General features: G+C 70.8%; 17 protein-coding genes. 7 read left to right on the top strand and 10 right to left on the bottom strand.

Going from position 1 to position 22,794, the window contains the following annotated elements:
* Window positions 1-37: 37 nt before the first annotated feature.
* The 3 genes from HNR30_RS08780 to HNR30_RS08770 all read left to right on the top strand — a co-directional run bounded on the left by HNR30_RS08780 (window position 38) and on the right by HNR30_RS08770 (window position 5,106).
* On the top strand, window positions 38-2,032 hold the full coding sequence (locus HNR30_RS08780; protein WP_181609252.1) for an McrB family protein: 1,995 nt from the start codon (window positions 38-40) through the stop codon (window positions 2,030-2,032).
* A complete protein-coding gene (locus tag HNR30_RS08775) occupies window positions 2,029-3,222 on the top strand; it encodes an McrC family protein (protein WP_181609251.1) in 1,194 nt (397 codons plus the stop codon). The genes HNR30_RS08780 and HNR30_RS08775 overlap by 4 nt, the downstream gene beginning before the upstream one ends.
* A gap of 120 nt (window positions 3,223-3,342) precedes the next feature.
* Window positions 3,343-5,106, top strand: coding sequence for a serine/threonine-protein kinase (locus tag HNR30_RS08770; RefSeq protein ID WP_181609250.1), 1,764 nt, complete (start codon window positions 3,343-3,345; stop codon window positions 5,104-5,106).
* Here the strand turns inward: HNR30_RS08770 and scpA are convergent.
* The 4 genes from scpA to HNR30_RS08750 form a co-directional block, all read right to left on the bottom strand.
* Window positions 5,103-7,289: a methylmalonyl-CoA mutase gene (gene scpA / locus HNR30_RS08765; RefSeq protein WP_181609249.1), complete on the bottom strand. Its 2,187-nt coding sequence runs from the start codon at window positions 7,287-7,289 to the stop codon at window positions 5,103-5,105. The genes HNR30_RS08770 and scpA overlap by 4 nt on opposite strands.
* Window positions 7,232-8,905: a methylmalonyl-CoA mutase family protein gene (locus HNR30_RS08760; RefSeq protein ID WP_181609248.1), complete on the bottom strand. Its 1,674-nt coding sequence runs from the start codon at window positions 8,903-8,905 to the stop codon at window positions 7,232-7,234. The genes scpA and HNR30_RS08760 overlap by 58 nt, the downstream gene beginning before the upstream one ends.
* A 42-nt stretch (window positions 8,906-8,947) precedes the next feature.
* On the bottom strand, window positions 8,948-9,703 hold the full coding sequence (locus tag HNR30_RS08755) for a peptidoglycan recognition protein family protein (RefSeq protein WP_181609247.1): 756 nt from the start codon (window positions 9,701-9,703) through the stop codon (window positions 8,948-8,950).
* Between the two features lie 100 nt (window positions 9,704-9,803).
* Entirely contained in the window at window positions 9,804-10,268 is a 465-nt protein-coding gene (locus HNR30_RS08750; RefSeq protein WP_181609246.1) for a GntR family transcriptional regulator, read from the bottom strand.
* A 133-nt stretch (window positions 10,269-10,401) separates the two neighbouring features.
* Between HNR30_RS08750 and HNR30_RS08745 the strand changes: the two genes are divergently transcribed.
* On the top strand, window positions 10,402-11,214 hold the full coding sequence (locus HNR30_RS08745) for a radical SAM/SPASM domain-containing protein (RefSeq protein WP_181609245.1): 813 nt from the start codon (window positions 10,402-10,404) through the stop codon (window positions 11,212-11,214).
* Here the strand turns inward: HNR30_RS08745 and mtnA are convergent.
* The 3 genes from mtnA to HNR30_RS08730 are packed head-to-tail and all read right to left on the bottom strand — an operon-like array spanning window position 11,204 to window position 15,593.
* A complete protein-coding gene (gene mtnA / locus HNR30_RS08740; protein ID WP_181609244.1) occupies window positions 11,204-12,136 on the bottom strand; it encodes an S-methyl-5-thioribose-1-phosphate isomerase in 933 nt (310 codons plus the stop codon). The two genes, HNR30_RS08745 and mtnA, sit on opposite strands and share 11 nt — an antisense overlap.
* Window positions 12,137-12,173: 37 nt before the next feature.
* Window positions 12,174-13,679, bottom strand: coding sequence for a spherulation-specific family 4 protein (locus HNR30_RS08735; protein WP_181609243.1), 1,506 nt, complete (start codon window positions 13,677-13,679; stop codon window positions 12,174-12,176).
* A gap of 48 nt (window positions 13,680-13,727) precedes the next feature.
* Window positions 13,728-15,593 carry a CASTOR/POLLUX-related putative ion channel gene (locus tag HNR30_RS08730; RefSeq protein WP_181609242.1) on the bottom strand — a complete coding sequence of 622 codons (1,866 nt, stop codon included), beginning with the start codon at window positions 15,591-15,593 and terminating at the stop codon, window positions 13,728-13,730.
* A gap of 231 nt (window positions 15,594-15,824) precedes the next feature.
* Here HNR30_RS08730 and HNR30_RS08725 point away from each other — a divergent pair, with 231 nt between their 5' ends.
* A complete protein-coding gene (locus tag HNR30_RS08725; RefSeq protein WP_181609241.1) occupies window positions 15,825-17,399 on the top strand; it encodes a serine/threonine protein kinase in 1,575 nt (524 codons plus the stop codon).
* Window positions 17,400-17,428: 29 nt separating this feature from the next.
* Here the strand turns inward: HNR30_RS08725 and HNR30_RS08720 are convergent, their stop codons facing one another.
* A complete protein-coding gene (locus tag HNR30_RS08720) occupies window positions 17,429-18,598 on the bottom strand; it encodes an amidohydrolase (protein ID WP_181609240.1) in 1,170 nt (389 codons plus the stop codon).
* 78 nt (window positions 18,599-18,676) lie between these two features.
* On the opposite strand from HNR30_RS08720, the gene HNR30_RS08715 reads away from it, so the two are divergent.
* Window positions 18,677-19,780: a DUF5925 domain-containing protein gene (locus HNR30_RS08715; protein WP_181609239.1), complete on the top strand. Its 1,104-nt coding sequence runs from the start codon at window positions 18,677-18,679 to the stop codon at window positions 19,778-19,780.
* A 74-nt stretch (window positions 19,781-19,854) separates the two neighbouring features.
* Here HNR30_RS08715 and HNR30_RS08710 read toward each other — a convergent pair whose 3' ends face one another.
* Together HNR30_RS08710 and HNR30_RS08705 are read right to left on the bottom strand one after the other, a co-directional pair.
* Entirely contained in the window at window positions 19,855-21,198 is a 1,344-nt protein-coding gene (locus HNR30_RS08710; RefSeq protein WP_181609238.1) for an SWIM zinc finger family protein, read from the bottom strand.
* Window positions 21,199-21,235: 37 nt separating this feature from the next.
* A complete protein-coding gene (locus tag HNR30_RS08705; protein WP_181609237.1) occupies window positions 21,236-21,580 on the bottom strand; it encodes a hypothetical protein in 345 nt (114 codons plus the stop codon).
* 124 nt (window positions 21,581-21,704) lie between these two features.
* On the opposite strand from HNR30_RS08705, the gene HNR30_RS08700 reads away from it, so the two are divergent.
* Window positions 21,705-22,793: a C39 family peptidase gene (locus HNR30_RS08700; protein ID WP_312894294.1), complete on the top strand. Its 1,089-nt coding sequence runs from the start codon at window positions 21,705-21,707 to the stop codon at window positions 22,791-22,793.
* Window position 22,794 lies beyond the last annotated feature (1 nt).

The raw sequence follows: 22,794 nt of genomic DNA, 5'->3' as shown, positions 1-22,794 counted from the left end.
TGCCCCGCACCTCCGGCACCCCTCGATCGGAGTAGTCATGGCCGTGATGCACCAGCTCGCCGCCAAGGCATGTGTCGCCCTCCTCACCGTGTTGCGCGACGTCGGCTCGCTGAGCCCGGCCGAGGCGTGGACCCGCGTCCGTGAGCGCGCTCCCGAGGTGGAGCACGACTGGGTGGGCCCCGGCGGGCTCACGGCCGGGGCCCTGCTCAGGGTGCAGGTCAATCATCTGGTGAAGGCGGGCTGGGTCTACCGCGATGACCAGCGCTGGGAGATCACCTCAGCCGGGCGAGCTGCCTTGCGCGTCCATCCCTCCCCGCAAGAGCTCGGCTCGGCTCTGGCGGAGGCATACGACCATTGGGTGGACCGGCAGCACGCCTACTGGCGGGCTTTCGAGCTCGCCGGTGCCATACCCGAGGGACGTTGGGCTGCCGACAGCGACGTCGCCGCGATCGCCGAGGTGAGCGCCCGCCACCTCACTGCTCTACTGGAGGCCGAGCGTCCGCCGGGATGGCGCCGGGTCCTGGGGAGCGGCGGACGCGTTCCCAATCTCGATACCTCCTGCTTTCAGGCGTGGTGGGATGAGCTGGCCGCCGAAGGACTGCGACACCAGAACGGCCACTTTGACCGCGTCTACCAGCTCGGCAGGGAAGACCTGCGCCAGTTGCTGGCGCCTCCCGAAACGCTGCGGCGGGCCTGGCTGCTCAGGTCCGATGTCGCCGGCAACAACCTGGCTACCCTGTGGCTGGCGGATGGATTCTGTTCTCTGCACGCCCACCTGCTGCGCGAGATGGCGCCGGGAGCCAGCAGGGCCGAGGTGCACGCGGCCGTCGAGGACGACTACGGCGAGGTGGCCACCTACAGCGAACGAACCAAGCTGACCACCGAGGTCTACTCCTTCCTCAGCCAGATGAGCCCGGGTGACCTCGTCGTCACCTACACCGATGCCGACTACCACATCGGCACGCTCACTGCCGACCCACCCTGGTTCAAGCCTTCGGCGAACTCCCTCGCCACCCTCCGCCGCCGAGTTGAGTGGTTCGCCGGACAACCGATCCCCCATGACTCCATCCCGGCTGCCTTGTTCGCCAAGATGACGCCCCCAGGCGACCTCATCGAGCTGCCCGACGCCGTACCTGACCTGCTGGAGCTCGTCGGCGACCGTGAGCCGTCCGCGCCGTTCACCCTGCCTGACATCGACCAGGATTTCGCGCGGAAGCTGTACTTCCCTGCCGAGTGGCTGCAGGAGTGTGTGGAGTTGCTACGAGAGCGCCCGCAGCTCGTCTTCGACGGTCCCCCGGGCACCGGCAAGACGTACTTGGCCCGCAAACTGGCTGCGCACCTCACTGCCGGCAAGCCGCAAAATGTTACCTTCATCCAGTTTCACGCGAACTATGCCTACGAGGACTTTTTCGAGGGGTTCCGGCCGATCGACGACGGGGAAGGTGGCATGCGCTACGTGAAACGCGATGGGCCTCTCCGTACAATCGTCACCGCCGCTCGCCGCCACCCCGACCAGGTGTTCGTCCTCCTCATCGACGAGCTGAACCGCTGTAACCTGCCTCTGGTCTTCGGCGAACTCTATTTTCTGCTCGACTACCGCGACGAGAGCGTGGCCACGCAATACTCCCCTGAGGAGCCTTTCATCCTGCCTCGCAATCTGGTCATCATCGCCACGATGAACTCCGCAGACCGATCGACTCGAGAACTCGACGCAGCCATGCGGCGCCGCTTCGCCTTCAAGACCCTCCACCCCGACGAGCGGCCAGTCTGCGACCTGCTCGCCGAGTGGCTACGCGCGAAGAATCTGCCTGACGAGGCGGCGATCCGCCTCGAACAGCTGAATCGCCTCATCCAGCACCGTGACTTCAAGATCGGCCCCGCATATCTCATGCGCGAGAGCATCCATAACGGCGGGCTGGAACGTGCCTGGGCCACGCAGATCATGCCCGCCCTTCACGAACTGCATGCCGGGGACCGGGCTGCTCTGGAGCAGTACACCCTGTCTGCCCTGCGCCAGGCACGCTCCTCGTGACGCCTGTCACCCTCAGAGAGGGAGGCGGATGGAAGCCCGCCCCCGGCGTCTCCCGGCAGACCTTGGACCGGCTGAAGAAGCTGGAGATCACCGAGGCCCGCACCAGCCGCGGCACAACAGAGCTCAGGGCGAAACGGAAGGTCGGCTCCATCCGCTTTCCCGACCTGGAGCTGCACATTGAGCCGAAGCTGGCGATCAGCCGCCTCGCCTTCCTCTTGGGGTTCGCCTACGCCAGGCTGGAGGACAAGTGGCGAGAGCCTGATGTGTCCACCGTCGAAGACACCGGGCTGCTTCCGCTCGTCTCCTACACCTTCCTGAGGGCGGTGGATCAGGCTCTCGTACACGGCCTGCCCAGTGCCTACCGCCCCGTATCGCGGACGTCACCTGTCATCAGGGGTCGAATCAGGGAGGCGGATCAGCTCCGCAAGCATGGCGGACATCTGTATCCCGCCGAGGTCACCTACCATCAGCTGACCTCAGATACCGGAGAGACAGCCGTGCTGCGGGCCGCGGCGGAACATCTGCTGACCGTGCCCTGCCAGGACGCCGAAGCAGAGAGGCGACTACACGATCTCCTCGCCCGTATCCGCTTGGCGGTACCTCATCCCAGTGTCCATGCCACGTGGAGTCCGACACCGGACAATTTGCCCTATCGCACTGCACTCGGCCTGGCGGATCTCGTCCTGCGGGACGGCTCCTTCGAGTACGTCGCGTGCGGCGTCGGTTCTATCGCCGCCAGCGGACTGATCATCGACATGGACAAGGTCCTCGAAGACTTCCTGGAGAACGCGCTTCGCCCTCTGCTCACTAAGCACGGCGGGCAGGTGAAGGCCCAGGAGACGTTCCCTCTGGACACCGGCGGCGCCATCGAGATCCATCCGGATGTGCGATGGTTCGAGGGTGACACCACGCTCGCGGTAATCGACGCTAAATACACCTCCGCGAAGCCGGTCGCGCACTACCGGTATCAGATGTTGGCCTATTGCGGCCGTCTCAGCTGCGCCCAGGGGCACATCGTCTACGCCGGCGGAAAGACGACAGCACGGCGGGAGTTCCGGATTCACATGCCACCGATGCTTCTGGCGGAGCATACGCTTGACCTTGCCGCGCCCGTAGCCGACATCAAGCAGCAGATCACGAACATCGCCGATCGGATCGTCACGTTGGCCTCGCGTTCTGAGCTGCCCTGATGCCGTCCTTGCCCTCAACAAGCACATCGCTGTTGGCACCCTGCCGATCGTGGCGCTCGACGGCGCAAACAGTAGAGGAGGATCTCCCTATTGTCCCGATGACTCAGTACGCTGTCCCGCATGGTCATCGACGGTCGCTTCGAGCTGGTCGAGCGGCTCGGCAGCGGCGGGATGGGCACCGTCTGGCGAGCGCGCGACCTCGCACTCCACCGCGAGGTGGCGCTGAAGGAGGTCCGCACCCCCGACTCGGTCGACTCGGGCATGGTGCGCGAGCGGGTGCTGCGCGAGGCCAGGGCGCTGGCGCGCATCCATCACCCCAACGTCGTGACCATCCACCACATCGTGGAGACACCCGAGCATCCCTGGCTGGTGATGGAGCTGGTGCAGGGCGGCTCGCTGGCCGACCGGCTGGCGCACGGCCCGCTCGACCCGGTGGAGGCGGCCCGCGTCGGGCGCGGCATCGTCGCCGCGCTGCGCACCGCCCACGAGGCGGGCATCCTGCACCGCGACGTCAAGCCCGCCAACGTGCTGCTGCGCGCCGACGGCAGCCCCGTGCTGACCGACTTCGGCATCGCCGCGCTGGGCGACTCCCCCGGCCTCACCGGCACCGGGGAGATCATCGGCTCGCCTGAGTACATGGCGCCGGAGCGGCTGCGCGGCATCGAGGGCGAGGCGTCCTCCGACTACTGGTCGCTGGTGCTGCTGCTGTACGTCGCCGTCGAGGGGCGCAACCCCTTCCGCCGCGACACGACGATGGCGACGCTCGCCGCCGTGCTCAACGGGCGCATCCCGCCCGCCGCCAACGCCGGGCCACTGGCTCCCGTCTTCCAGGCGGTGCTGCAGCCGGAGCCGTCCACGCGCCCTCCGGCCGAGTGGATCGAGCAGCAGCTGACCGCGATCGTGTCGGGACAGGCGACGGCCGCACCTTCCGTCCTGCCGTACACCCCGCCGCAGCCGGGCGGCCCCGCCTTCGGCGGCCCGCCCACGCCCGGCCAGGGCACGCCCGTGCCCGGCCCGTACGGCGCGCCGGGCGCGCCGCTCTACGGCGCCCCGCAGCACGGAGTGCCGCAGCACGGAGCCCCGCAGCACGGCGTGCCCTCCTACGTTTCGCCCGTGCACGGGGCGCCCACCGCGGGGTCGCCGATGCCGGGGTACGGCGCGCCGCAGTACCCCGGGCCCAAGCCGTACTACGGCGACCACCTGGCGCCGACCCAGATCAGCGGCCGCCGCTCCAAGGCCCCCGCGGTGATCGTGGGAACGGTCCTGGTCGCCGCCCTGGCCGCCGCCGGGCTCTACGTGCTGCCGGGCCTCCTGGACGGACCCTCCACGACCGTCACCGCCGACCCGACGAGCCTCACCCTGCCCTCACGCACCCCCGTCGCCGTCGACAAGCCCTCGACGGAGCCGACGGAGGAGGAGACCACCGAGGCGCCCGGCACCCTGCTGTCCCCCGCGGGCATGGCGGCCGTCATCGCGGCGCTGAAGGACGAACGCGGCGACACCAGGGCCTACGACCTGACGGTCTACCCGCAGCACATCAGCGTCAGCGTGCCGGTCAAGGGCCGCAAGAAGGCCTACGACAGCCTCACCTTCCGCGGCGGTCTCCTGGAGCCGGGCTCCAGCGGCACGTGGACCCGCGGCGGCGAGCCCGTCGACCTGGCCAAGGTCGACTGGAAGGTGATGATCGACGGCTTCAAGCGGGCCGACAAGGTGCTCAACGTCGACAAGCCCACCAGCCGCTACATGGTGATGTGGGCCGAGTGGGTCTTCAACAACCGCGGCGAACCGGCGCTCGGCTTCTACCTGAGCGACAAGTACGGCGGCGGCTACCTGGCCACCACCCTGACCGGCAAGGTGGTGGCCACGCATCCGGCCGAGGGCTAGAGCCGTTCGCGCAGGTCCTTGAGCAACCCGAGCGCGGCGTCGGCGATGACCGTGCCCGGCGGGAAGATCGCCGCCGCGCCCGCCGCGCGCAGCTCGTCGAAGTCGCCGGGCGGGATCACCCCGCCCACGACGATCATGATGTCGCCCGCGTCGAGCTCGTCGAGCGCCTGCTTGAGCGCGGGTACCAGGGTCAGGTGCCCCGCCGCCAGCGTGGAGACGCCGACGATGTGCACATCGGCCTCGACGGCCTGGCGCGCGACCTCCTCCGGCGTCTGGAACAGCGGGCCGACGTCGACGTCGAAGCCGAGGTCGGCGAAGGCGGTGGCGATCACCTTCTGGCCGCGGTCGTGGCCGTCCTGCCCCATCTTGGCGACCAGGATGCGGGGGCGGCGTCCCTCGGCGGCCTCGAAGTCGGCCGCCGCCTGCCGGACGAGCTCGATGTTGCGCACGGGCCCGGCCTCGTCTCGATACACACCGGAGATGGTACGGATCTGACCGGCGTGGCGGCCGAACACCTTCTCCAGCGCGTCGGAGATCTCCCCGACGGTTGCCTTGGCGCGGGCGGCGCGGATGGCCAGCTCCAGCAGGTTGTCGTCGCTCGCGGCGCCCTTGGTCAGGGCCTCCAGCGCCTCGTCTACCGCGCCCTGGTCGCGTTCCTCGCGCAGCCGCCGCAGCTTGTCGAGCTGCTGGGCGCGCACGGCGCTGTTGTCGACCTTGAGCACCTCGATCGGCTCGTCGGCCTCGGGACGGTACTTGTTGACGCCGATGACCGGCTGGCGGCCCGAGTCGATGCGCGCCTGGGTGCGGGCGGCGGCCTCCTCGATGCGGAGCTTGGGCAGCCCTTGGTCGATCGCCCTGGCCATGCCGCCGGCGCGCTCGACCTCCTGGATGTGCTCCCAGGCCTTGGCGGCCAGGTCGTGGGTGAGACGCTCGACGTAGAAGCTGCCGCCCCACGGGTCGATCGGGCGGGTGGTGCCCGACTCCTGCTGCAGCAGCAGCTGGGTGTTGCGGGCGATGCGGGCGGAGAAGTCGCCGGGCAGCGCGAGCGCCTCGTCGAGGGCGTTGGTGTGCAGCGACTGGGTGTGGCCCTGGGTGGCAGCCATCGCCTCGATGCAGGTGCGGGCGACGTTGTTGTAGACGTCCTGGGCGGTCAGCGACCAGCCGGAGGTCTGGCAGTGGGTGCGCAGCGACAGCGACTTGGGGTTCTTCGGGTGGAAGCCGGAGACGAGCTTGGCCCACAGCAGGCGAGCCGCGCGCAGCTTGGCCACCTCCATGAAGAAGTTCATCCCGACGCACCAGAAGAAGCTCAGCCTGGGCGCGAAGGAGTCGACGTCGAGCCCCGCCCCGATGCCCGCACGCAGATACTCCACGCCGTCGGCCAGGGTGTAGGCGAGCTCCAGGTCGCAGGTGGCCCCGGCCTCCTGGATGTGGTAGCCGGAGATGCTGATCGGGTTGAAGCGCGGCATCTCGCGGCTGGCGTAGGCGAAGATGTCCGAGATGATCCGCATCGACGGCGAAGGCGGATAGATGTAGGTGTTGCGGACCATGAACTCCTTGAGGATGTCGTTCTGGATGGTCCCGGCCAGCTGCGCGGGCGACACCCCCTGCTCCTCGGCGGCGACGATGTAGAGCGCCAGGATCGGCAGCACCGCCCCGTTCATGGTCATCGACACGCTCATGCGGTCGAGCGGGATGCCGTCGAACAGCTGGCGCATGTCGTAGATGGAGTCGATCGCCACGCCCGCCATGCCCACGTCGCCGGCCACGCGCGGGTGGTCGGAGTCGTAGCCGCGGTGGGTGGCCAGGTCGAAGGCGACGCTCAGCCCCTTCTGCCCGGCGGCCAGGTTGCGGCGGTAGAAGGCGTTCGACTCCTCGGCGGTGGAGAATCCGGCGTACTGCCGCACCGTCCACGGCTGGTTGACGTACATCGTGGGGTACGGCCCGCGCAGGTACGGCGCCGCGCCGGGATAGGTGCGCAGGAAGTCGAGACCGTCGAGGTCGGCGGCGTCGTAGACCGGCTTGACCTCGATGCCCTCCGGCGTCTCCCACGCCTGGCCCTCCACCGGGGCGCCGAGCGCCGCGGGCGCGGCGGGGGCGTAGTCGATGCGGGTGAAGTCGGGGATCGTCACAGCTGCACTCCCAGGTCCTCGAAGGTCTCGCGCAGCACGCCCAGCGCGTCGCATCCGGCGAAGAGGTTGGCGTCGACCCCAGCGTAGGAGCCCTTGCCCGCCAGCCAGATCTTCCTTGCCCCGGCCTTTCTGAGCGCCGCCGCCACGGCTTCGGCCTGCTCGCCGTACAGCTTGTCGCTGGAGCACAGGCACGCCACGGGCGTGCCGGCGGCGGCGAAGGCGGCGGCGATCCGCTCGGGGTCGGCGCCGGCTCCGGCGCTCTCGACGGCCAGGCCGCCGGCGCGGAACAGGTTGGAGGCGAACGAGGCACGCGCGGTGTGCACCGCCACGGGCCCGATGGTGGCCAGGAACACCTTCGGCCGCTCGTCCTGCGCGTCGGCGGCGTCACGCAGCCGTTCGTACGGCTCGGCGTAGCGGGCGGCGTGCACGCCCTCGCCGGAGCGGATCACCGGCCGCTCGTCGACGTCGGGGAACTCGCTCACCCCGGTGAGAGGCAGGCGCCGGTGCGCGATGTCGTCGTCGCGCCTGGAGCGGGTGGCGGCGATCCGCTCCTCGATCAGCGCGGCGGCGCCCTCGCCCGCGGCCTCGATCTCCTGGAACCACGCCCAGGCGGCGACGGCCAGGTCGTGGGTGAGCCGCTCCACGTACCAGGAGCCGCCCGCCGCGTCGGCCACGCGGCCCAGTGACGACTCCTCCAGCAGCAGCGACTGGGTGTTGCGGGCGATCCGGCGGGAGAAGGCGTCGGGCAGGCCGAGCACGGCGTCGAACGGCTGCACGGTGACCGCGTCTGCGCCGCCGACCCCGGCGCCGAAGCACGCGAGCGTCGTGCGGAGCATGTTCACCCACGGGTCTCGGGCGGTCATCATCGCCGAGGAGGTGACCGCGTGCTGCACCTGGACGCCTTCACCGGCGGCGCCGCACGCCTCGGCGACGCGGGCCCACAGGCGGCGCGCGGCGCGCAGCTTGGCGATCGTGGCGAACTGGTCGGCGGTGGCGCAGTAGCGGAACTCCAGCTGCCCGAGCGCCTCCCGCACGCTCAGCCCGCCCGCGGTGAGCGCGCGCAGGTGCGCCACCCCCAGCGCCATCGAGCAGCCGAGCTCCTCCACGTCGCTCGCGCCCGCGTCGTGGTACGGCGTGGCGTCGACGACCACGGCGCGCAGACCTGGGTGTTCGTCGGCGCAGCGGCGCGCCAGCTCCACCAGCTCGGGCGTCTCCAGCGTCGCGCCCAGCGTGCCCGACAACGGGGTGCCCCGCTCGGCGGCCAGCGCGAACAGCACCTCGGCGGCCCGTGCCGTGTCGGGGCCAGCCTGCAGCACGACGGGTGCCAGGTCGAGCAGCACGTCCTTGAGCACGCCGGGAAGGGCGTCGGGCGGCAGGGCCAGCCACAGCGAGGTGACGCCGTTCTCCAGGTCGGCCATGACCGCCTCCGGGTCGGCCACGGCGTGGCGCTGCCGGATGTCCCATCCGCGCCCCGCCGGTCGCAGTTGCGAGCCCTCGGGCAGGTCGGAACAGTCGTAGAGCGGGGCGATCCGGATCCCGTCGTAGGTCGGGGTGGCCAGGAAGTCCTCGGGATCGGCGATGTCCGCCGCCCCGGACTTGCGCAACACCGCGAGGGCCAGGGCGCGCCAGTCCTCGCGGGTCGTGGGGGTGAAGTCCGCCGCCAGTTCCATGTTCGGATGGTAAGCGATCGCCGCCCGAACAAGGCTCCGGGGTCAGGATTGAGGGGTACCCCAGGTCAGCGTCCACGTCAGGGGACCCACGATGCCGTCGTCCTCGATGCCCACGCTGCGCTGGAAGCGGCGGCACACGTCACGCGACTGCGCGCCGTAGGCGCCGTCGGCCGTCAGCTCCCAGCCCCGCCGCACCATCTGGCGCTGCCAGGTGCGCACGTCGTCGCCGCGCATGACCGGCGGATACCGCAGCAGGCGTCCGGGGAACTCGGGCGGCCCGCCCTCGCCTCCCGGCCGCGGCGCCCCGCGTCGCACCCACGCGTACAGCTTGTCGCCGGGGCAGTCGGTGGCGTAGCCGTCGCGGTGCCCCTTGATCTCGTTGCCCGCGTTGCCCTTCTCGCGCAGGAACTCGATGGCGTCGCGCACGCCGTGCAGGAGCCCGTCGGGCGGGGTGACCAGGCCGGTGGAGCCGACGAGGCCCAGGACGGCGTAGTGCCCGGCGTTGAGCCCGGCGCCGTTGGCCGCGGGCAGGTGGTAGAGGCCGCGGCCCTCGAAGACCTCCCGATGCGGACACGCGACATAGCTGTAGCCGATGTCCAGCCAGCCGTTGCCGTCCATGTGGTGGTTCTGGATCGCCTGGACGAGGGCCACGCACCTGCTGTGGTCGGTGGCCAGGCCGGGGTCGACGTGGCCGCCGGTGTAGTGCACCTTGACGCCGCGGGTGGAGTCGAGTTGCGTGTAGCTCCCTTGGGGTGGACGAGCGTCCCATTCGCCCCTTAAGACCAGGTCAATGGCCACGGCGGTCTCCTGTCGGTCGCGCGTTGGCTGACTGTAACGCGCCGTGACCTGGACAGGCGGGAAATCCTGGAGATCGGTCTGACTGGGCGAACGTGCGGGATCAGTCACACGCCAGATAGGTACCCTTGCCCGGCACGGTGACCAGCATCCCCCGTTCGCGCAGGATCGCTATCGCCCGGCGAACCGTCGACACCGAGACGTCGTAGTGCTGGGCGAAGCGCTGCTCCGACGGCAGGGGCGGCTCCGGTCGCCACTCTTCGTCACGGATGCGGCGTTCGAGATCCTCGGCGATCTCGACGTAACGCTGGCCGCGGCGACGCCGGGCCTTCCGCGCCTCCTCGGGGCCGATGAACGACCCCTGGCCCTGCCGCGTGTAGACCACGCCCTCTTCGCGCAGCAACCCGATGGACTTGCGCGCCGTGATCCTCGACACCCCGTACTCCGCCACAAGCTCCGCCTCGGACGGCACCCGGTCGCCTGCTTCCAGTTCGCCGTCTGCGATCCGGCTTCGAATCCGGTCGGCGAGCTGCTGGTAGAGCGGGACACGGTCTTGTGGGTCGAGCACGGACCGCAGGCTAGACGTCTCATTTCCAGGCTCCCCGCCCGACTCCCACTGCTTACCTGTTCTATGACAAGTCTCTGGCAGACCTAAGACAAGTTGGGTATCGTTACAGGCAGAAGCTCATCGGGAGGGCATGATGATCGAGCCGGTCCGACGCTATGGCTACGCCTGGATGGAGATCACCTCACGCTGCCAGCTCGAGTGCGTGCACTGTTACGCCTCGTCCGGCCCGCGTGGTGATCACGGCGTGATGACCGCCGCCGACTGGATGACGACACTCGGCCAGGCCGCAGTGGTCGGCGTTCACAGCGTCCAGTTCATCGGAGGCGAGCCGACCATCCACCCCGAACTGCCCGCCCTCCTCGAACGGGCGGCCTCACTCGGGCTGAACATCGAGGTCTACTCCAACCTGCTCCGCGTGCCGGAGTCCCTGTGGCAGGCCCTGGTGCGATCCAGGTCGAAGCTGGCCATCAGCTTCTACAGCACCGATGTGGTCGAGCACCGCCGGATCACCGGCCGCGACGGGGTGAGCGCCACGATGGCCAACCTTCGCGAAGCCGTCCGGCGTGGCATTCACGTCCGCGCTGGGGTCGTCAAGATCATCCCAGGTCAGCGGGTCGTCGAGGCCGCGACCCAGCTCAGGGAGGCGGGAGCGGCCGAGGTGGTAATCGATCGGATGCGACTGCTGGGGAGGCCGGCGCCGGGGGCGAACGACGAGTTCCAGCTGTGCGGGAGATGCGGCGACGGCCGCTTCGCCGTACTGCCGGACGGGTCTCTCACCCCCTGCCCGCTGGCTCGCTGGAAGCGGGTGGGCAATGTCCTGCGTCAGCCGTTGGCCGACGCGCTCACCGGCATGCCCGCGCCGGCGGTTTCCGAGGGAAACGCGTGCTTCCCCGCCAACTGCCTGCCGATGAACGACTGCGCACCGAACATGCGCTCTAGGGAGTGATCACCCGGGCCTCGGTGACGATGGCGGTGATGAGGTCGTTCGGGGTGACGTCGAAGGCCGGGTTGAGCGCGCGGCTGCCCTCGGGCGCCAGCCGTACCCCACGGACGGTGACCACCTCGTCGTCGCCCCGGTCCTCGATCTCGATGTGCTCGCCGGACGGGGTGGCGGCGTCGATCGTGCTCTCCGGCGCGACGACGATGAACGGCACGCCCGCCCGCCTGGCGCCGAGCGCCAGCGCGTAGGAGCCGATCTTGTTGGCGGTGTCGCCGTTGGCGGCCACGCGGTCGGCCCCGATGAGGACCGCGTCCACGCCGGTGGTCAGGAGGTAGGGCCCCGCGGAGTCGACGACGAGCCGGTACGGCGCCGCCATGCGCTGGAGTTCCCAGGCGGTGAGGCGGGCTCCCTGCAGCAGCGGGCGGGTCTCCAGGGCGAGCACCTCGGCCAGGCGCCCGCGTTCGTGCAGGGTCTGGACGACGCCGAGGGCGGTGCCGCGCTCGACGCAGGCCAGGCCTCCGGTGTTGCAGATCGTCATGATCCGGGCGTCGCCCGGGGTGAGTGACTGCACGAGGTCGGCGCCGCGCTCGCCCATGGCGCGGCAGGCGGCGATGTCGTCGTCGCGCAGCCGCAGGGCGGTCTTGAGCGGGTCGTCGGCGCTGCCCGTCACCTGGTCGACGCCCCAGGCGAGGTTGACGGCGGTGGGCCGGGCGGCGCGCAACCGGGCGATCTGCTCACGGTCACCTCCGGCCATGACGACGCCGAAGGCGCCCGCCACGCCGAGGGCGGGCGCGCCGCGGACCGCGAGCCGCCGGATGGCGTCGATCAGGTCGTCGACCGTGGTGATGCGCAGCATGACCAGCCGGTCGGGCAGCAGGGTCTGGTCGACGAGCTCGATGGCTCCGTCGACCCAGTCGATCGTGCGCATGGCCGCATTCTCCCCCACCCGGGGAGAATCACGGCGGTCAGCAGGCGGTCGTGGTGATCGCCTGCGTGTAGGTCTCGGGCGGCCCGCCGTTGAAGGTGACCTTCTGGCCGGTCGAGCCGCCCAGGTCGGCGAGCGGCACCCGCCAGACGTGGCGCCCGTCGTCGGAGGAGGCCAGCGGGGTGCCCGGCTGCTGCTGCCAGGTCCAGCCGGGCCCGGCGTGCTTCAGCAGCCGGTTGTTCTCGATCATGTAGTCGGCCCCGTCGAGCCCGGTCGTCGCGTCATGATCGGCGTCGACGAAGACCCGGTAGTGCTCGACCTCGTCGAGGTAGGTGGCCTCGTAGCGGGCCTCGGAGGCGGTCACGCAGGCGGAGGCGCCGGCGATCGTGCTCGCGGCGGCGGGCGGGGTGGTGATCTTCAGCGAGGTGCTCAGGTCGCCGACGTTGCCGGCCGCGTCCGTCGCCCGCACGCGGAAGCGGTAGGCGGTGGCCGGGTCGAGGCCGTTCACGCGCAGCCGGTTGTCGTAGGTGTGGCCGAGGGAGACGCCGTCGCGGAAAACCTCGTAGCTCACGGTGGCGACGTTGTCGTAGGGGTTGTTCCAGGCCAGGTCGACGCGGGAGGCGGTGGTGCCCGACCGGGTGGTGCCGCGCAGGCCGTCGGGCGGGTCGGGGCGGCGGGTGTCGGTGATCCCGGCGATGCGCACCAGCTCGGGATGCCAGTAGGTCGGCAGCGTGTCCCAGGGGAAGCCGAGTGCGGCGTTCGGGTCGCCCGGCCGGGTGGGGTCGAAGATCAGCTTGTCGTCGGTGACGTAGACGAAACCGGCGTTGTTCGCCTTGGACCTGGCCACGGCGTCGTTCATGGCGGCCTCGTCGGGGGCGTCGTAGACCAGGTGCCAGAACTTGCGCGGGTTGGGGTGGTTCAGCTCCCAGGCGGGTGGGGTGAAGCTCAGGTAGGAGGCGTAGGTGTGCTCGAAGGTCAGGATCGTCGTGGCGATGCGCTCGTAGCACTGCGGCACGCTCACGCCCGGGTTGATCACGATGTAGGCGTTGGGATGGTTGTCGCTGATGTAGTCGCTGATCTCGGCGTAGGCGTCGACGTAGAGGTCGTCGGCGCCGCAGGTGGCCGGGGTCTGGTCCAGGAAGACCCCGGCGACCCCGTCGTAGAGGTCGAACCACTCGTCGAGGTCGGCCTTGATCTGCGTGCTCCAGGCGGCCATGGTGGTGGTTCCCTGGCGCGTGGTGTGGCCGGTGGTGCCGAGGTAGCCGGTGTCGACGTAGCCGAGCGGCAGGGCTCCGGTCGCCCGGATCCTGCCGATCGCCTCCGTCCAGGCCGGATGGGCCGGCGACTGGGCCTTGCGCTGGGAGCCGTTGACCACGACCAGCTCCAGCGTGGGCACGTTCTGCGCGAGGCGGGCGAACCGCTCGCGGCCGTCGGGAGTGTCCGGCCCCCAGTAGGCCGGGATGGCCACCAGCTGGCGCTGGACGGCGACGACGGTCTGCGGGGCTGCGCTCAGCGCCAGTGCGAGGACAATCCGTAACCAGGACACCGGCTCATGATAATCACGATCGGTGCCCGGGTCATCATTCTCCGTATATCAGCGCTCCGCCAGCACTATCACCGAGTCACGACGGCCGAGGGTCAGGCGCTTGCGCTTGTCGGGGTTGAGCACGATGCCGTAGTGCGGCGGCACGTTGGTGTAGGCCACCAGGCGGTAGCCGATGGCGGTCTCCCCCCGGCGGCGGGCCGACTCGACGATGGTCGCGAAGTCCACCTCGACGCCCGGCTGCACGTAGTCGGCGGCGGGACGCGGGTAGATCTCCGAGCCGCGCGAGTCGAAGAGGTAGGCGAACACGTCGGCCAGGTGGCGGTTCTCGGCCAGCTGGGCCAGCAGCAGGCCGATGACGGTGTCGCTGATCACGATGTCGTCGGCCTCGGTGACCTCGGCCAGGGCGCGGTTGCTCTCGTCGTGCATCTCGCTGACGATCGAGTACCGCTGGCCGTACCTGCTCTGCATGTCGCGCAGCTGCAGCAGCGTCATGAGGGTGCGCGTGTCGGCGTGCTGCGGCTTGTAGCGGTCGTCGGAGAGCACGATGACGTGGTCGAACAGGTCGAGGCCGAGCGACTCCAGCGCGTAGCGGTCGGTGGTGTCGCACTCCTTGACGTTGATCTTGAGGTTCTGCGGAGCCGCCAGGTCCGCCCCGGCGCGGGGGTGGTCGGTGGCGATGTCGAGGGTGGAGCCGGGGGCCACGTAGCCGTCGAGGTAGCCGATGATCTGCTCGGCGCGGCCGTTCCAGTTGAGGATCAGCGTGCGTTCCGGCTCGACCGGCGGGTGATCGCCCGCCACGATGGCGGTCTCGATGGGCTTGGCCGGCTCGCTCGCCAGCTGGATGACCGAGTCGTCGTGGCTGATCAGGACGAGCTGGTCGGCCTTCTCGATCACGGTGTCCATGGGCGGGTTGAGGACGACGCCCGAGGGGCGGCTCAGGCCCATGAGGGTGGCGGTGTGGTAGGCCTGCAGCGCCTCGCCGTACGTCCGGCCGGCCAGCGACGTCTCGGTGCGCAGGTAGATCTCGCCGCCGTCGAAGTTGAGCAGGTCCATGCAGACGACCGACATGCCCGACTGGCGCGAGGACTGCACGATCAGGCGCGAGGCGGTGTCGTCGGAGTCGACCAGGTGGACGGCGGCGCCTCCGGCCAGCCGCGCGGCGGCCAGGTTGCGGCCCGAGGTGAGCGCGGCCACCACCGGCGGGTGGTTGCCGCTGCGCTTGGCCAGGGCCAGGAGGATCTTCATGACGTGCGCGTCTGGGTCGTCGCCCTCCGGGGAGATGACCACGATCGAGCGGGCCGCGCCCAGGTTCATGAGCTCCAGGTCGCGGGGCTCGGTGGGGCGGCCGGTGCGGCAGACGATGCGGGTCCTGCCGGTGTCGCCGAGCCGCTCGCGCAGCTCCTCCTCCATGGTCGGCTTGTCGCGGTCGGCCAGGATGGTGATGGCCGAGCTCTTCTGGCTGGCGTGCGCCTTGACCAGCTCGCCGACGATGGTGGCGACCTGGTCGGACCAGCCGAGCACCACGGTGTGGCCGCGCTCGACGACCTGGGAGCGTCCCCGGCGCAGGCGGTCGACCTTGGCCTTCATGCCGTTGGACAGCAGGCCGATGAGGATGCTGACGATGAACAGCCCGCCGAGCGACCCGGCGAGCATGATCGCCATGAATGGCACGGTGCCCTTGTCGCTGGCGAGTTTGCTGGGGTTCAGCGCGTGGATGAAGGCGAGCCAGAACACCTCCCCCGCGCTGGTGTCGGGGCTGGGCTCGTGCGGAGTCAGCCACAACACCAGCAGACCCATCACCACGACAAGGCCGACGGAGACCAGGGCCAGCCAGCCGACGAGCGCGGCTGTTCCCTTGGCCATGGTGTTGTCGAACCAGTATCGAGCGCGCTGGCGGAACGTCGCCCTGGACACCCCGAAACCTCCAGTTGGGCGGAAATTTGCCGACAAGACACGGTAAATCACTCAAGAGCCGTCTGTGCACCGAGTGCGGAATTGGTGCAGGTGACGCGTGGTGCGGAGAAAGGTGTCGTTACCCTTCCGTGCCGCGACGGCGGACCGCCGGGCGCTCAAGGGGCGCAGACACCCATGAGCCAGGACCATAGATGACGATCACGACATTTTTGGCAGGTGTACCGTAGCGCCATGGTCTTCCCCCTGGAACCGGACGATCCCCCGCAACTGGGGCCTTACCGTCTGGCGGGGCGTCTGGGCGAGGGCGGCCAGGGCGTGGTCTACCTCGGCTTCGACGGCGCGGGCGAGCGGGTGGCGGTCAAGCTGCTCAGCCACGGCGACCGCGAGACCCGCGCCCGCCTGGCCAGGGAGCTGCAGGCCCTGGAGAGCGTGGCGTCGTTCTGTACGGCACGCGTGCTCGACGCCTCCGTGGAGCATCAGCGGCCCTGGGTCGTCAGCGAGTTCGTCGACGGGCCCTCGCTCGCCCAGCGTGTCTATGACAAGGGCCCGATGCGCGGCGGCGAGCTCGAACGCCTGGTCATCGGCACCGCGACCGCGCTGGCGGCCATCCACGCGGCGGGCGTCGTGCACCGCGACTTCAAGCCCGGCAACGTGCTGCTCGGCCCCGACGGACCGCGCGTCGTGGACTTCGGCATCGCCCGCGCCGAAGGCGCTTCGACGATGACATCGGGGCTGATCGGGACGCCCGCCTACATGGCGCCCGAGCAGATCAACGGCTCCGCGGCCTCGCCCGCGTCCGACGTGTTCGCGTGGGCGGCGACGATGCTGTACGCGGCGACGGGCAGCAGCCCGTTCGGGGCGGACACGGTGCCGGCGGTGATGCAGCGGGTGCTGTTCGCCGAGCCGGACGTGTCGGTGTTCCCGCCGCGGTTGCGGGGGTTGCTCGGCGCGGCGCTCTCCAAGGACCCCACGCAGCGGCCTCCGGCCCGCGACCTCATGGTCGCCCTCGTGAACCCGGGCACCTCTGGGCCGCAGCCAAGCTTCCCGCCGTCGCAGCCGGGCTTCCCGGTGTCGCAGCCGGGCGGGGTGCACGGCGGCGGCGCCCAGGGTGGTCCCTTCGCGGCGGCGATGGCGTCGCGGCCCCCCGGCACCACCGGCCCCGCCTCCCCCTCCGCGCCGACGGCGCCGGGGTCCGGCCGCTCGCGGCGCGGCCTGGTCGTGAGCTCGGTGGCGATCGTGGCGGCCCTGGCCGTGCTGGCGGGCGTGGTTCTCTGGCTGAACCGCGGACCGGCCACCACCCTCACCACCGTGGTGACGCCCGCCCCTACGGGCGCCGCGAAATCCGACCCGGTGCCCAGCCAGGACGACACGGGACCCGGACAGGACGACACCACGCCCAGCCAGGACACAACGCCAGGCCAGGACGACACGACTCCCCCGCAGCGGACCAGGCCCCCCGCCCAGGAGAACGCGAAGATCCCCGAGAGGTTCGCCGGCACCTGGTCGGGCCAGACCACCTCGACGAACCCCATGAACGCCGACGGCGCCGTCAACACCGTCGTGCTCACGCCCGGCGAGTCGACGGCGCAGTGGAGCGAGAAGGACGCCACGGTCGACTGCACGGCCACCATCGAGCTGGTCAGCGTGAAGGGGAACACGCTGACCTTCTCCCTGGGCACCAGCAAGGGCGGCTGCATCCCGGGAACGATCTGGCTCGACCTCGAGGGCGACGACCTCACCTACACCTACCGCGACACCCCCGGCATGGAGCTCGTCACGGAGACCGGCAAGCTGCGCAAGCAGTGACGCCCGTGCGTCCCCGCCCGTTCAGGCGGTCACACCAGGGCGCCCTCGCGGGCCACGACGCGTCCGCCCTTGACGACCAGCGACCGCACCGGCCGCACGCACACGGCCTCGGCCGGATTGCGCGTGTCGACCGCGACGAAGTCGCCCGCGTCGCCCACGGCGAAGCCCGCGCGGCGACCGGTCAGCGTGGCTCCGCCGTACGTGGCCGCCTCCAGGGCGATCTCGATGTCCTCGTCCTGGACGAACCCGGCCCGCTGGGCCAGGAAGAGGGTGCGCTCCAGCATGTCGCCGGTGCCGTACGGGCTCCACAGGTCGCGCACGCCGTCGTTGCCCGCGCCGACCGGGACGCCGGCCTCGCGCAGCTTCTTCAGCGGCAGCGAGATCGACGGCGCGACGGTGGCCAGGCCGATGCCGGTCTCGGCGAGGGCGGCGATGACGCGGTCCTGGACGGCGGGTGCCGCCTCGCCCAGGCAGTAGCCGTGGGAGATGGTCACCTTGCCGCCGAGGCCGCGCGCCCTGGTCTGCTCGATGATCAGGTCGTACTGCCAGATGCCCATGTCGCCGCGGTCGTGCAGGTGGATGTCGACGCCGGAGCCGTGCTTCTCGGCGAGTCCGAAGACGATGTCGAGGTGGCGCACCGGGTCGTTCTCGAGCCCGGCGGGGTCGATGCCGCCGACGAGCTCCACGCCCTCGGCCAGGGCCCGGTCCATGAGCTCTTCCGTGCCGGGGCTGATGAGCAGGCCGGTCTGCGGGAAGGCGACCATGTCCAGCGTGATGCGGCCGTCGAGGCGGGCGACCGCCTCGCGCACGGCCTCGACGGCGGCCAGGCCCTGGTAGGGGTCGATGTCGACGTGGCTGCGCACGTGCGTGGTGCCGCTGACGATCATGTTGGTGAGCAGCGAGTGGATGTAGTCGGCGCTCGGGATGCCGGCCTCGGCGCGCCGCTCCACGCCGCCGCGGATCTTGCCCATGAGGCCGGGGCCGGAGGTGTGCGGCAGCCAGGGGCCGCCCCACATGGTCTTGTCGACGTGCGCGTGGGCGTCGACGAAGCCGGGCAGCAGGAGCTTGCCGTCGAGCCGCTCGACCGGCGTGCCGGGTCCGGCGTCCGTGAGGGGGGCCACGAGGCCGTCGCGGATGTACAGGTCGGTCGGTTCCGGTGAGCCCCACAGCCGGGCGTCGCGAAGCAGCAGTTCAGCCATACGATCGAGCTTAATGGTATACCGTTACGTCGCAAAATCCGTGGACATGTCATCTCTCGCGCGAGGATCATGGCGGGCATGTCCGTGATGAGGGAGGTTCCCTTCCGCGCACCATCCCCGACCCCCGACCAGACGTACGGCGAGCTGCCGGTCGCGCTGACGATCGACGACTCCGACTCCGCGATCGACGTCATCGACGCCCTGGCCCTGTCACCCTTCGCGAACGGCACCCAGCCCTGGTACGTCCAGGCCGACCTGGAACGGGTGCGCCCCGACGCCACCCTGCGCCCCGCCCGCGGCGAGGTCGTCAGGGTGGCGCGCATCGACGACGAGGAGTCGCGCCTGTTCCGCGGCGACGGCTGGACCATGCGCGTGGTCCGCTACGCCAACCGCAACGTGCGCGTGGGCGTCACCGCCGTCACCGAGGACCTGGCCGCGACGCTGCTGCGCGAGGTCACCACGGACGTGGAGGAGCCCGCACCGGAGGCCGAGCACGTCAAGATGGGCTTCTGGTGGAACAACGGCCACTGCGGCCAGCGCCGCTCCAAGCCCATCACCGCCCAGCCGTGGCCGGAGATCCGCCGCAACTACTCCGCCCGCGCCCACGACCCTCTGGCCCGCCTGATGGCCACCCGCCCCGACGACGTGCACGGCCGCCTCGTGCTGCTGCACGGACCGCCCGGCACCGGCAAGACCACCCTGCTGCGCACCCTCGCCCACGAATGGCGCGACTGGTGCAAGGTCGACTGCGTGCTCGACCCGGAGCTGCTGTTCAACAGCCCCGGCTACCTCATGGAGGTGGCCGTCGGCCACGACGAGAAGCGGTGGCGGCTGCTCGTGCTCGAAGACTGTGACGAGCTGATCGGGGAGGGCGCGAAGTACGCCTCGGGGCAGGGGCTGTCACGCCTGCTCAACCTCACCGACGGGCTGCTCGGCCAGGGGCGCGACGTGCTGGTGGCCATCACCACCAACGAGGATCTGGCCCGGCTGCACCCCGCGGTCATCCGGCCGGGGCGCTGCCTGGCGCAGATCGAGGTGGGGGCGCTGACCGGCGAGGAGGCGACGACCTGGCTGGGCCGCCCGCACGAGCAGGCGACGCTGGCCGAGTTGTACGCCGCCCGCGACGACCGCCCGATCGCCCGGGCCGCGACAGAGGACGGCTCGACCGGCCTCTACCTCTGAACGACAACGACACCGGGCCACAACACCGGGCCACCACACCGGGCCACCACAACACCGGGCCACGGCGCGGGCCGCTACGTCTGAACGGCCGAGAGCGGCTCGACCGGCGCGCGGGCGGCGATGCGGGCGGCGAGGACGTGCTTGCAGGGCCCGCGCGACCCTCGATGGTCGAACCACCACGGGCACGTGCACGACCCCGCCGCCAGGTCGACCCTCCGCTCCCCGCCGCCGGTGGTCACCGTGGCGGCGGCGCCGTCGAGCCGCACCGCGCCCGACTGCGCCAGGGACCTGGCGGCCGTCAGGCGCGGGTTGAGCTCGGCCACCTGCTCGCGGTCGTAGGGCAGCTCGCGGTGGAAGTGGGCGGCCTCGTGCAGGTCGTAGCCGACCCGCCCCGAGGTGCCGAGCTGGGTGAGGGCGGAGCGCACCCGCGCGATCGGCAGGCCGGAGCGTTCGGCGAGCAGGCCGAGTTCGACCGAGGGCTCGAAGTTGAGCAGCATGCCGATCACGTCGGCGTCTCCGGCCGCCTCGTCGGTGGCCAGGTCGTCGAGGACCGCGCCCTCGCCGGAGAAGCCGCGCCACGGCTGGGGCGACAGGGCCAGGGTGTAGCGCATGCCCGGCAGCTCCAGCTCCCAGGCGCCGGCGGCGGGGCCGTCGCCGGCGGCCGGGCCGTACACGCGCAGCGCCTTGGCGAAGCGCAGCAGCGGCATCAGCGTGGCCAGCCGTCCGGCGCCGGCCAGGCAGACCGAGCCTGGCGCGGCCTGGTGCGTGACGCGCAGGTCGCGGCCGGTGGGCGCCACCCAGACCGTGGCGGAGGCACGTTTGGGCAGGCCGCGCAGGAATCGCACGGCGTTCGGTCCGCGCAGTTCGGCGCGCAGGTCGAATCCGGCGGAGATGACCTGCGCCTCGGCGAAGCCGCGCAGCCAGCGTGAGGGCAGCGGCACCTTCTTCTCCACCACGGCGCCGCCGAGGGTGGTGACCGCCATCTCGTCGGGTCCGACGCCGAGGTGGAGCGGGTCGCGCCCGCCGACGCGGGCCAGGGCCTCGCGCAGGGGGCCGTTGACGTCGACGTTGGTGGTGCCGCGGTCGATCACGTCGCCGTCGAGGGCGGCCAGGTCGAGCCGGGCGTAGACGCCGCCGCAGGCGGAGAACGACTCCAGCCGCAGCCGGTGGCCGTCGCAGGTGACCACGGGGTCGCGGGTGAAGCCGGGGCGGGGCTGGTGGTAGCGGGCCATGGCGACGTCGGCCAGGGCCAGCAGCCCGGCGGCTGCCGGGGCTGCCTCGGTGATCAGGCCGCTGAAGAAGCGGGGGTGGGCCGCGGTGCCGGACAGCGCCCGGCCCCCGGAGGTGGACAGGTCCAACCGGGAGCCGTCGAGCGTGGAGGGTCCGGCGTAGGAGTACGCCTGCACGGCTGAAGTCATGCCACGGACAGTAGAGATCACCCCCGACAGTTCGGGGTCAGGTCCAGAAGACCGCCACGGCCGCTGTCAGGGCGGCGAGCACGCCGGCGGCGTAGAACATCCCGGGCGACTTGACCCGCTGCCGGGTCCCGGCGATCGCCACCGCCAGCACGATGAGGTCGAGCACCAGCTTGACGCCCATCTTGGGATTGTTCACCGGCAGGTCGAGCGCATAGCGGGAGCCGATGAGCGCCGCCCCGGTGACGGCCTGGCCGATCGCTCCGCCGATCATGTAGCTGCCGATCTCCGGCTGCTTGATGCGCATCTGGTAGAAGAACCCGCCCACCATGGCCGCGAATCCCGCCAGGTGGCCGAAAAGAAGGACGAGCCGCACGATTTCCATGACCGACACGCTGGTCCACCAGGACGAGAAGGGCATCCGACCGGGGTAGGCCGTCGCCGTACGTCCACAGGAGTACGTAAACCTTCCGATGTCCCGGCCCGGCGGAGCGACCAGAATCGGGCCGGTGGTCACCAGCGTCGCCCTGCACCGATTCGTTCCGGAGGGCCCTTTCGAGGATGGTTTCGGCAGCCGGGAGGATCCCTTCGGCGCCGGACGCGTCACCTGGCCGCGCCGCCGCTGGACCGGCCCCGAGCAGGAGATCGGCTTCCCGGCCAGGGAGCTGGTCGCCTCGTGGATCGCGCGTACCCCGCCGGGCAGCTGGCTGGAGGTGGAGCTGCGGGCCCGCACCGAGGGCGGCGAGCTGACCAGGTGGTATTGCATGGGCCGCTGGGCCGAGCACGAGGGCGACATCCACCGCACGTCGCTGCCCGGCCAGGGCGACGGCCACGCCGACGTGGCGGTCGACACGCTGGTGGCCAGGCAGCCGCTGACCGCCTACCGGATCCGGCTGACGACGTACGGCGAGGCGGCCCGGGTGGATCTGGTCAGCGTGATGGCCTCCGCGACGCTCCCCCAGGTGATCGAGCCGTCGCCCCCCACGACGGCGGCCCGGCTCGACGTGCCGCCCTTCTCGCAGAAGGCGCACACCGGACATCACCCCCAGTGGGACGGCGGCGGCCAGAACTGGTGCAGTCCCACCTCGGTCGCGATGGTCCTGGCGTACTGGGGTGTGGGCCCGGCGGACGACGAGCTCGGCTGGGTGGGCGGCGACGACCCGCGCCCGCAGGTCGACCACGCCGCCAGGGGCATGTACGACCACAGCTACCAGGGCACCGGCAACTGGCCCTTCAGCCTGGCCTACGCCGGGAGGTACGGCCTGACCGGATGCGTCACGCGGCTGCGTTCCCTGGCCGAGCTGGAGCGTTTCATCGACGCGGGCATCCCGGTGATCACCTCGCAGTCCTTCAAGGCCTGCGAGCTGCCGGGCGCCGGATACTCCACGACCGGCCACATCCTGGTCGTCACCGGCTTCACCGAGGCGGGCGACGTGGTCGTCAACGATCCGGCCGCTCCCGACGACTCCGAGGTGATTCGTGTCTACCCGAGGGCAGCGTTCGATCACGTGTGGCGCAGAAGCAGCGGCTCGGGCGGGATCGCCTACGTGATCCATCCCCCCGGAGTCGATCTTCCACCAACCGACGGCAACTGGTGAG

The organism is Nonomuraea soli (genome assembly GCF_013761175.1).
Classification (GTDB): Bacteria; Actinomycetota; Actinomycetes; order Streptosporangiales; family Streptosporangiaceae; genus Nonomuraea; species Nonomuraea soli.
The sequence above is the reverse complement of the archived record's forward strand: the minus strand, read 5'-3'. Positions and strand labels throughout refer to the sequence as shown.

Bases quoted from the DNA above. Each gene is read 5' to 3' on its own strand.
- HNR30_RS08710 (WP_181609238.1), bottom strand. From the start codon at position 21,198: ATGACTTCAGCCGTGCAGGCGTACTCCTACGCCGGACCCTCCACGCTC.
- HNR30_RS08760 (WP_181609248.1), bottom strand. From the start codon at position 8,905: ATGGAACTGGCGGCGGACTTCACCCCCACGACCCGCGAGGACTGGCGC.
- HNR30_RS08745 (WP_181609245.1), top strand. From the start codon at position 10,402: ATGATCGAGCCGGTCCGACGCTATGGCTACGCCTGGATGGAGATCACC.
- HNR30_RS08720 (WP_181609240.1), bottom strand. From the start codon at position 18,598: ATGGCTGAACTGCTGCTTCGCGACGCCCGGCTGTGGGGCTCACCGGAA.
- HNR30_RS08780 (WP_181609252.1), top strand. From the start codon at position 38: ATGGCCGTGATGCACCAGCTCGCCGCCAAGGCATGTGTCGCCCTCCTC.
- scpA (WP_181609249.1), bottom strand. From the start codon at position 7,289: ATGCGACGCGCTGGGCGTGCTGCGCGAGACCTTCGAGGACCTGGGAGT.
- mtnA (WP_181609244.1), bottom strand. From the start codon at position 12,136: ATGCGCACGATCGACTGGGTCGACGGAGCCATCGAGCTCGTCGACCAG.
- HNR30_RS08705 (WP_181609237.1), bottom strand. From the start codon at position 21,580: ATGGAAATCGTGCGGCTCGTCCTTCTTTTCGGCCACCTGGCGGGATTC.
- HNR30_RS08715 (WP_181609239.1), top strand. From the start codon at position 18,677: ATGTCCGTGATGAGGGAGGTTCCCTTCCGCGCACCATCCCCGACCCCC.
- HNR30_RS08770 (WP_181609250.1), top strand. From the start codon at position 3,343: ATGGTCATCGACGGTCGCTTCGAGCTGGTCGAGCGGCTCGGCAGCGGC.
- HNR30_RS08725 (WP_181609241.1), top strand. From the start codon at position 15,825: ATGGTCTTCCCCCTGGAACCGGACGATCCCCCGCAACTGGGGCCTTAC.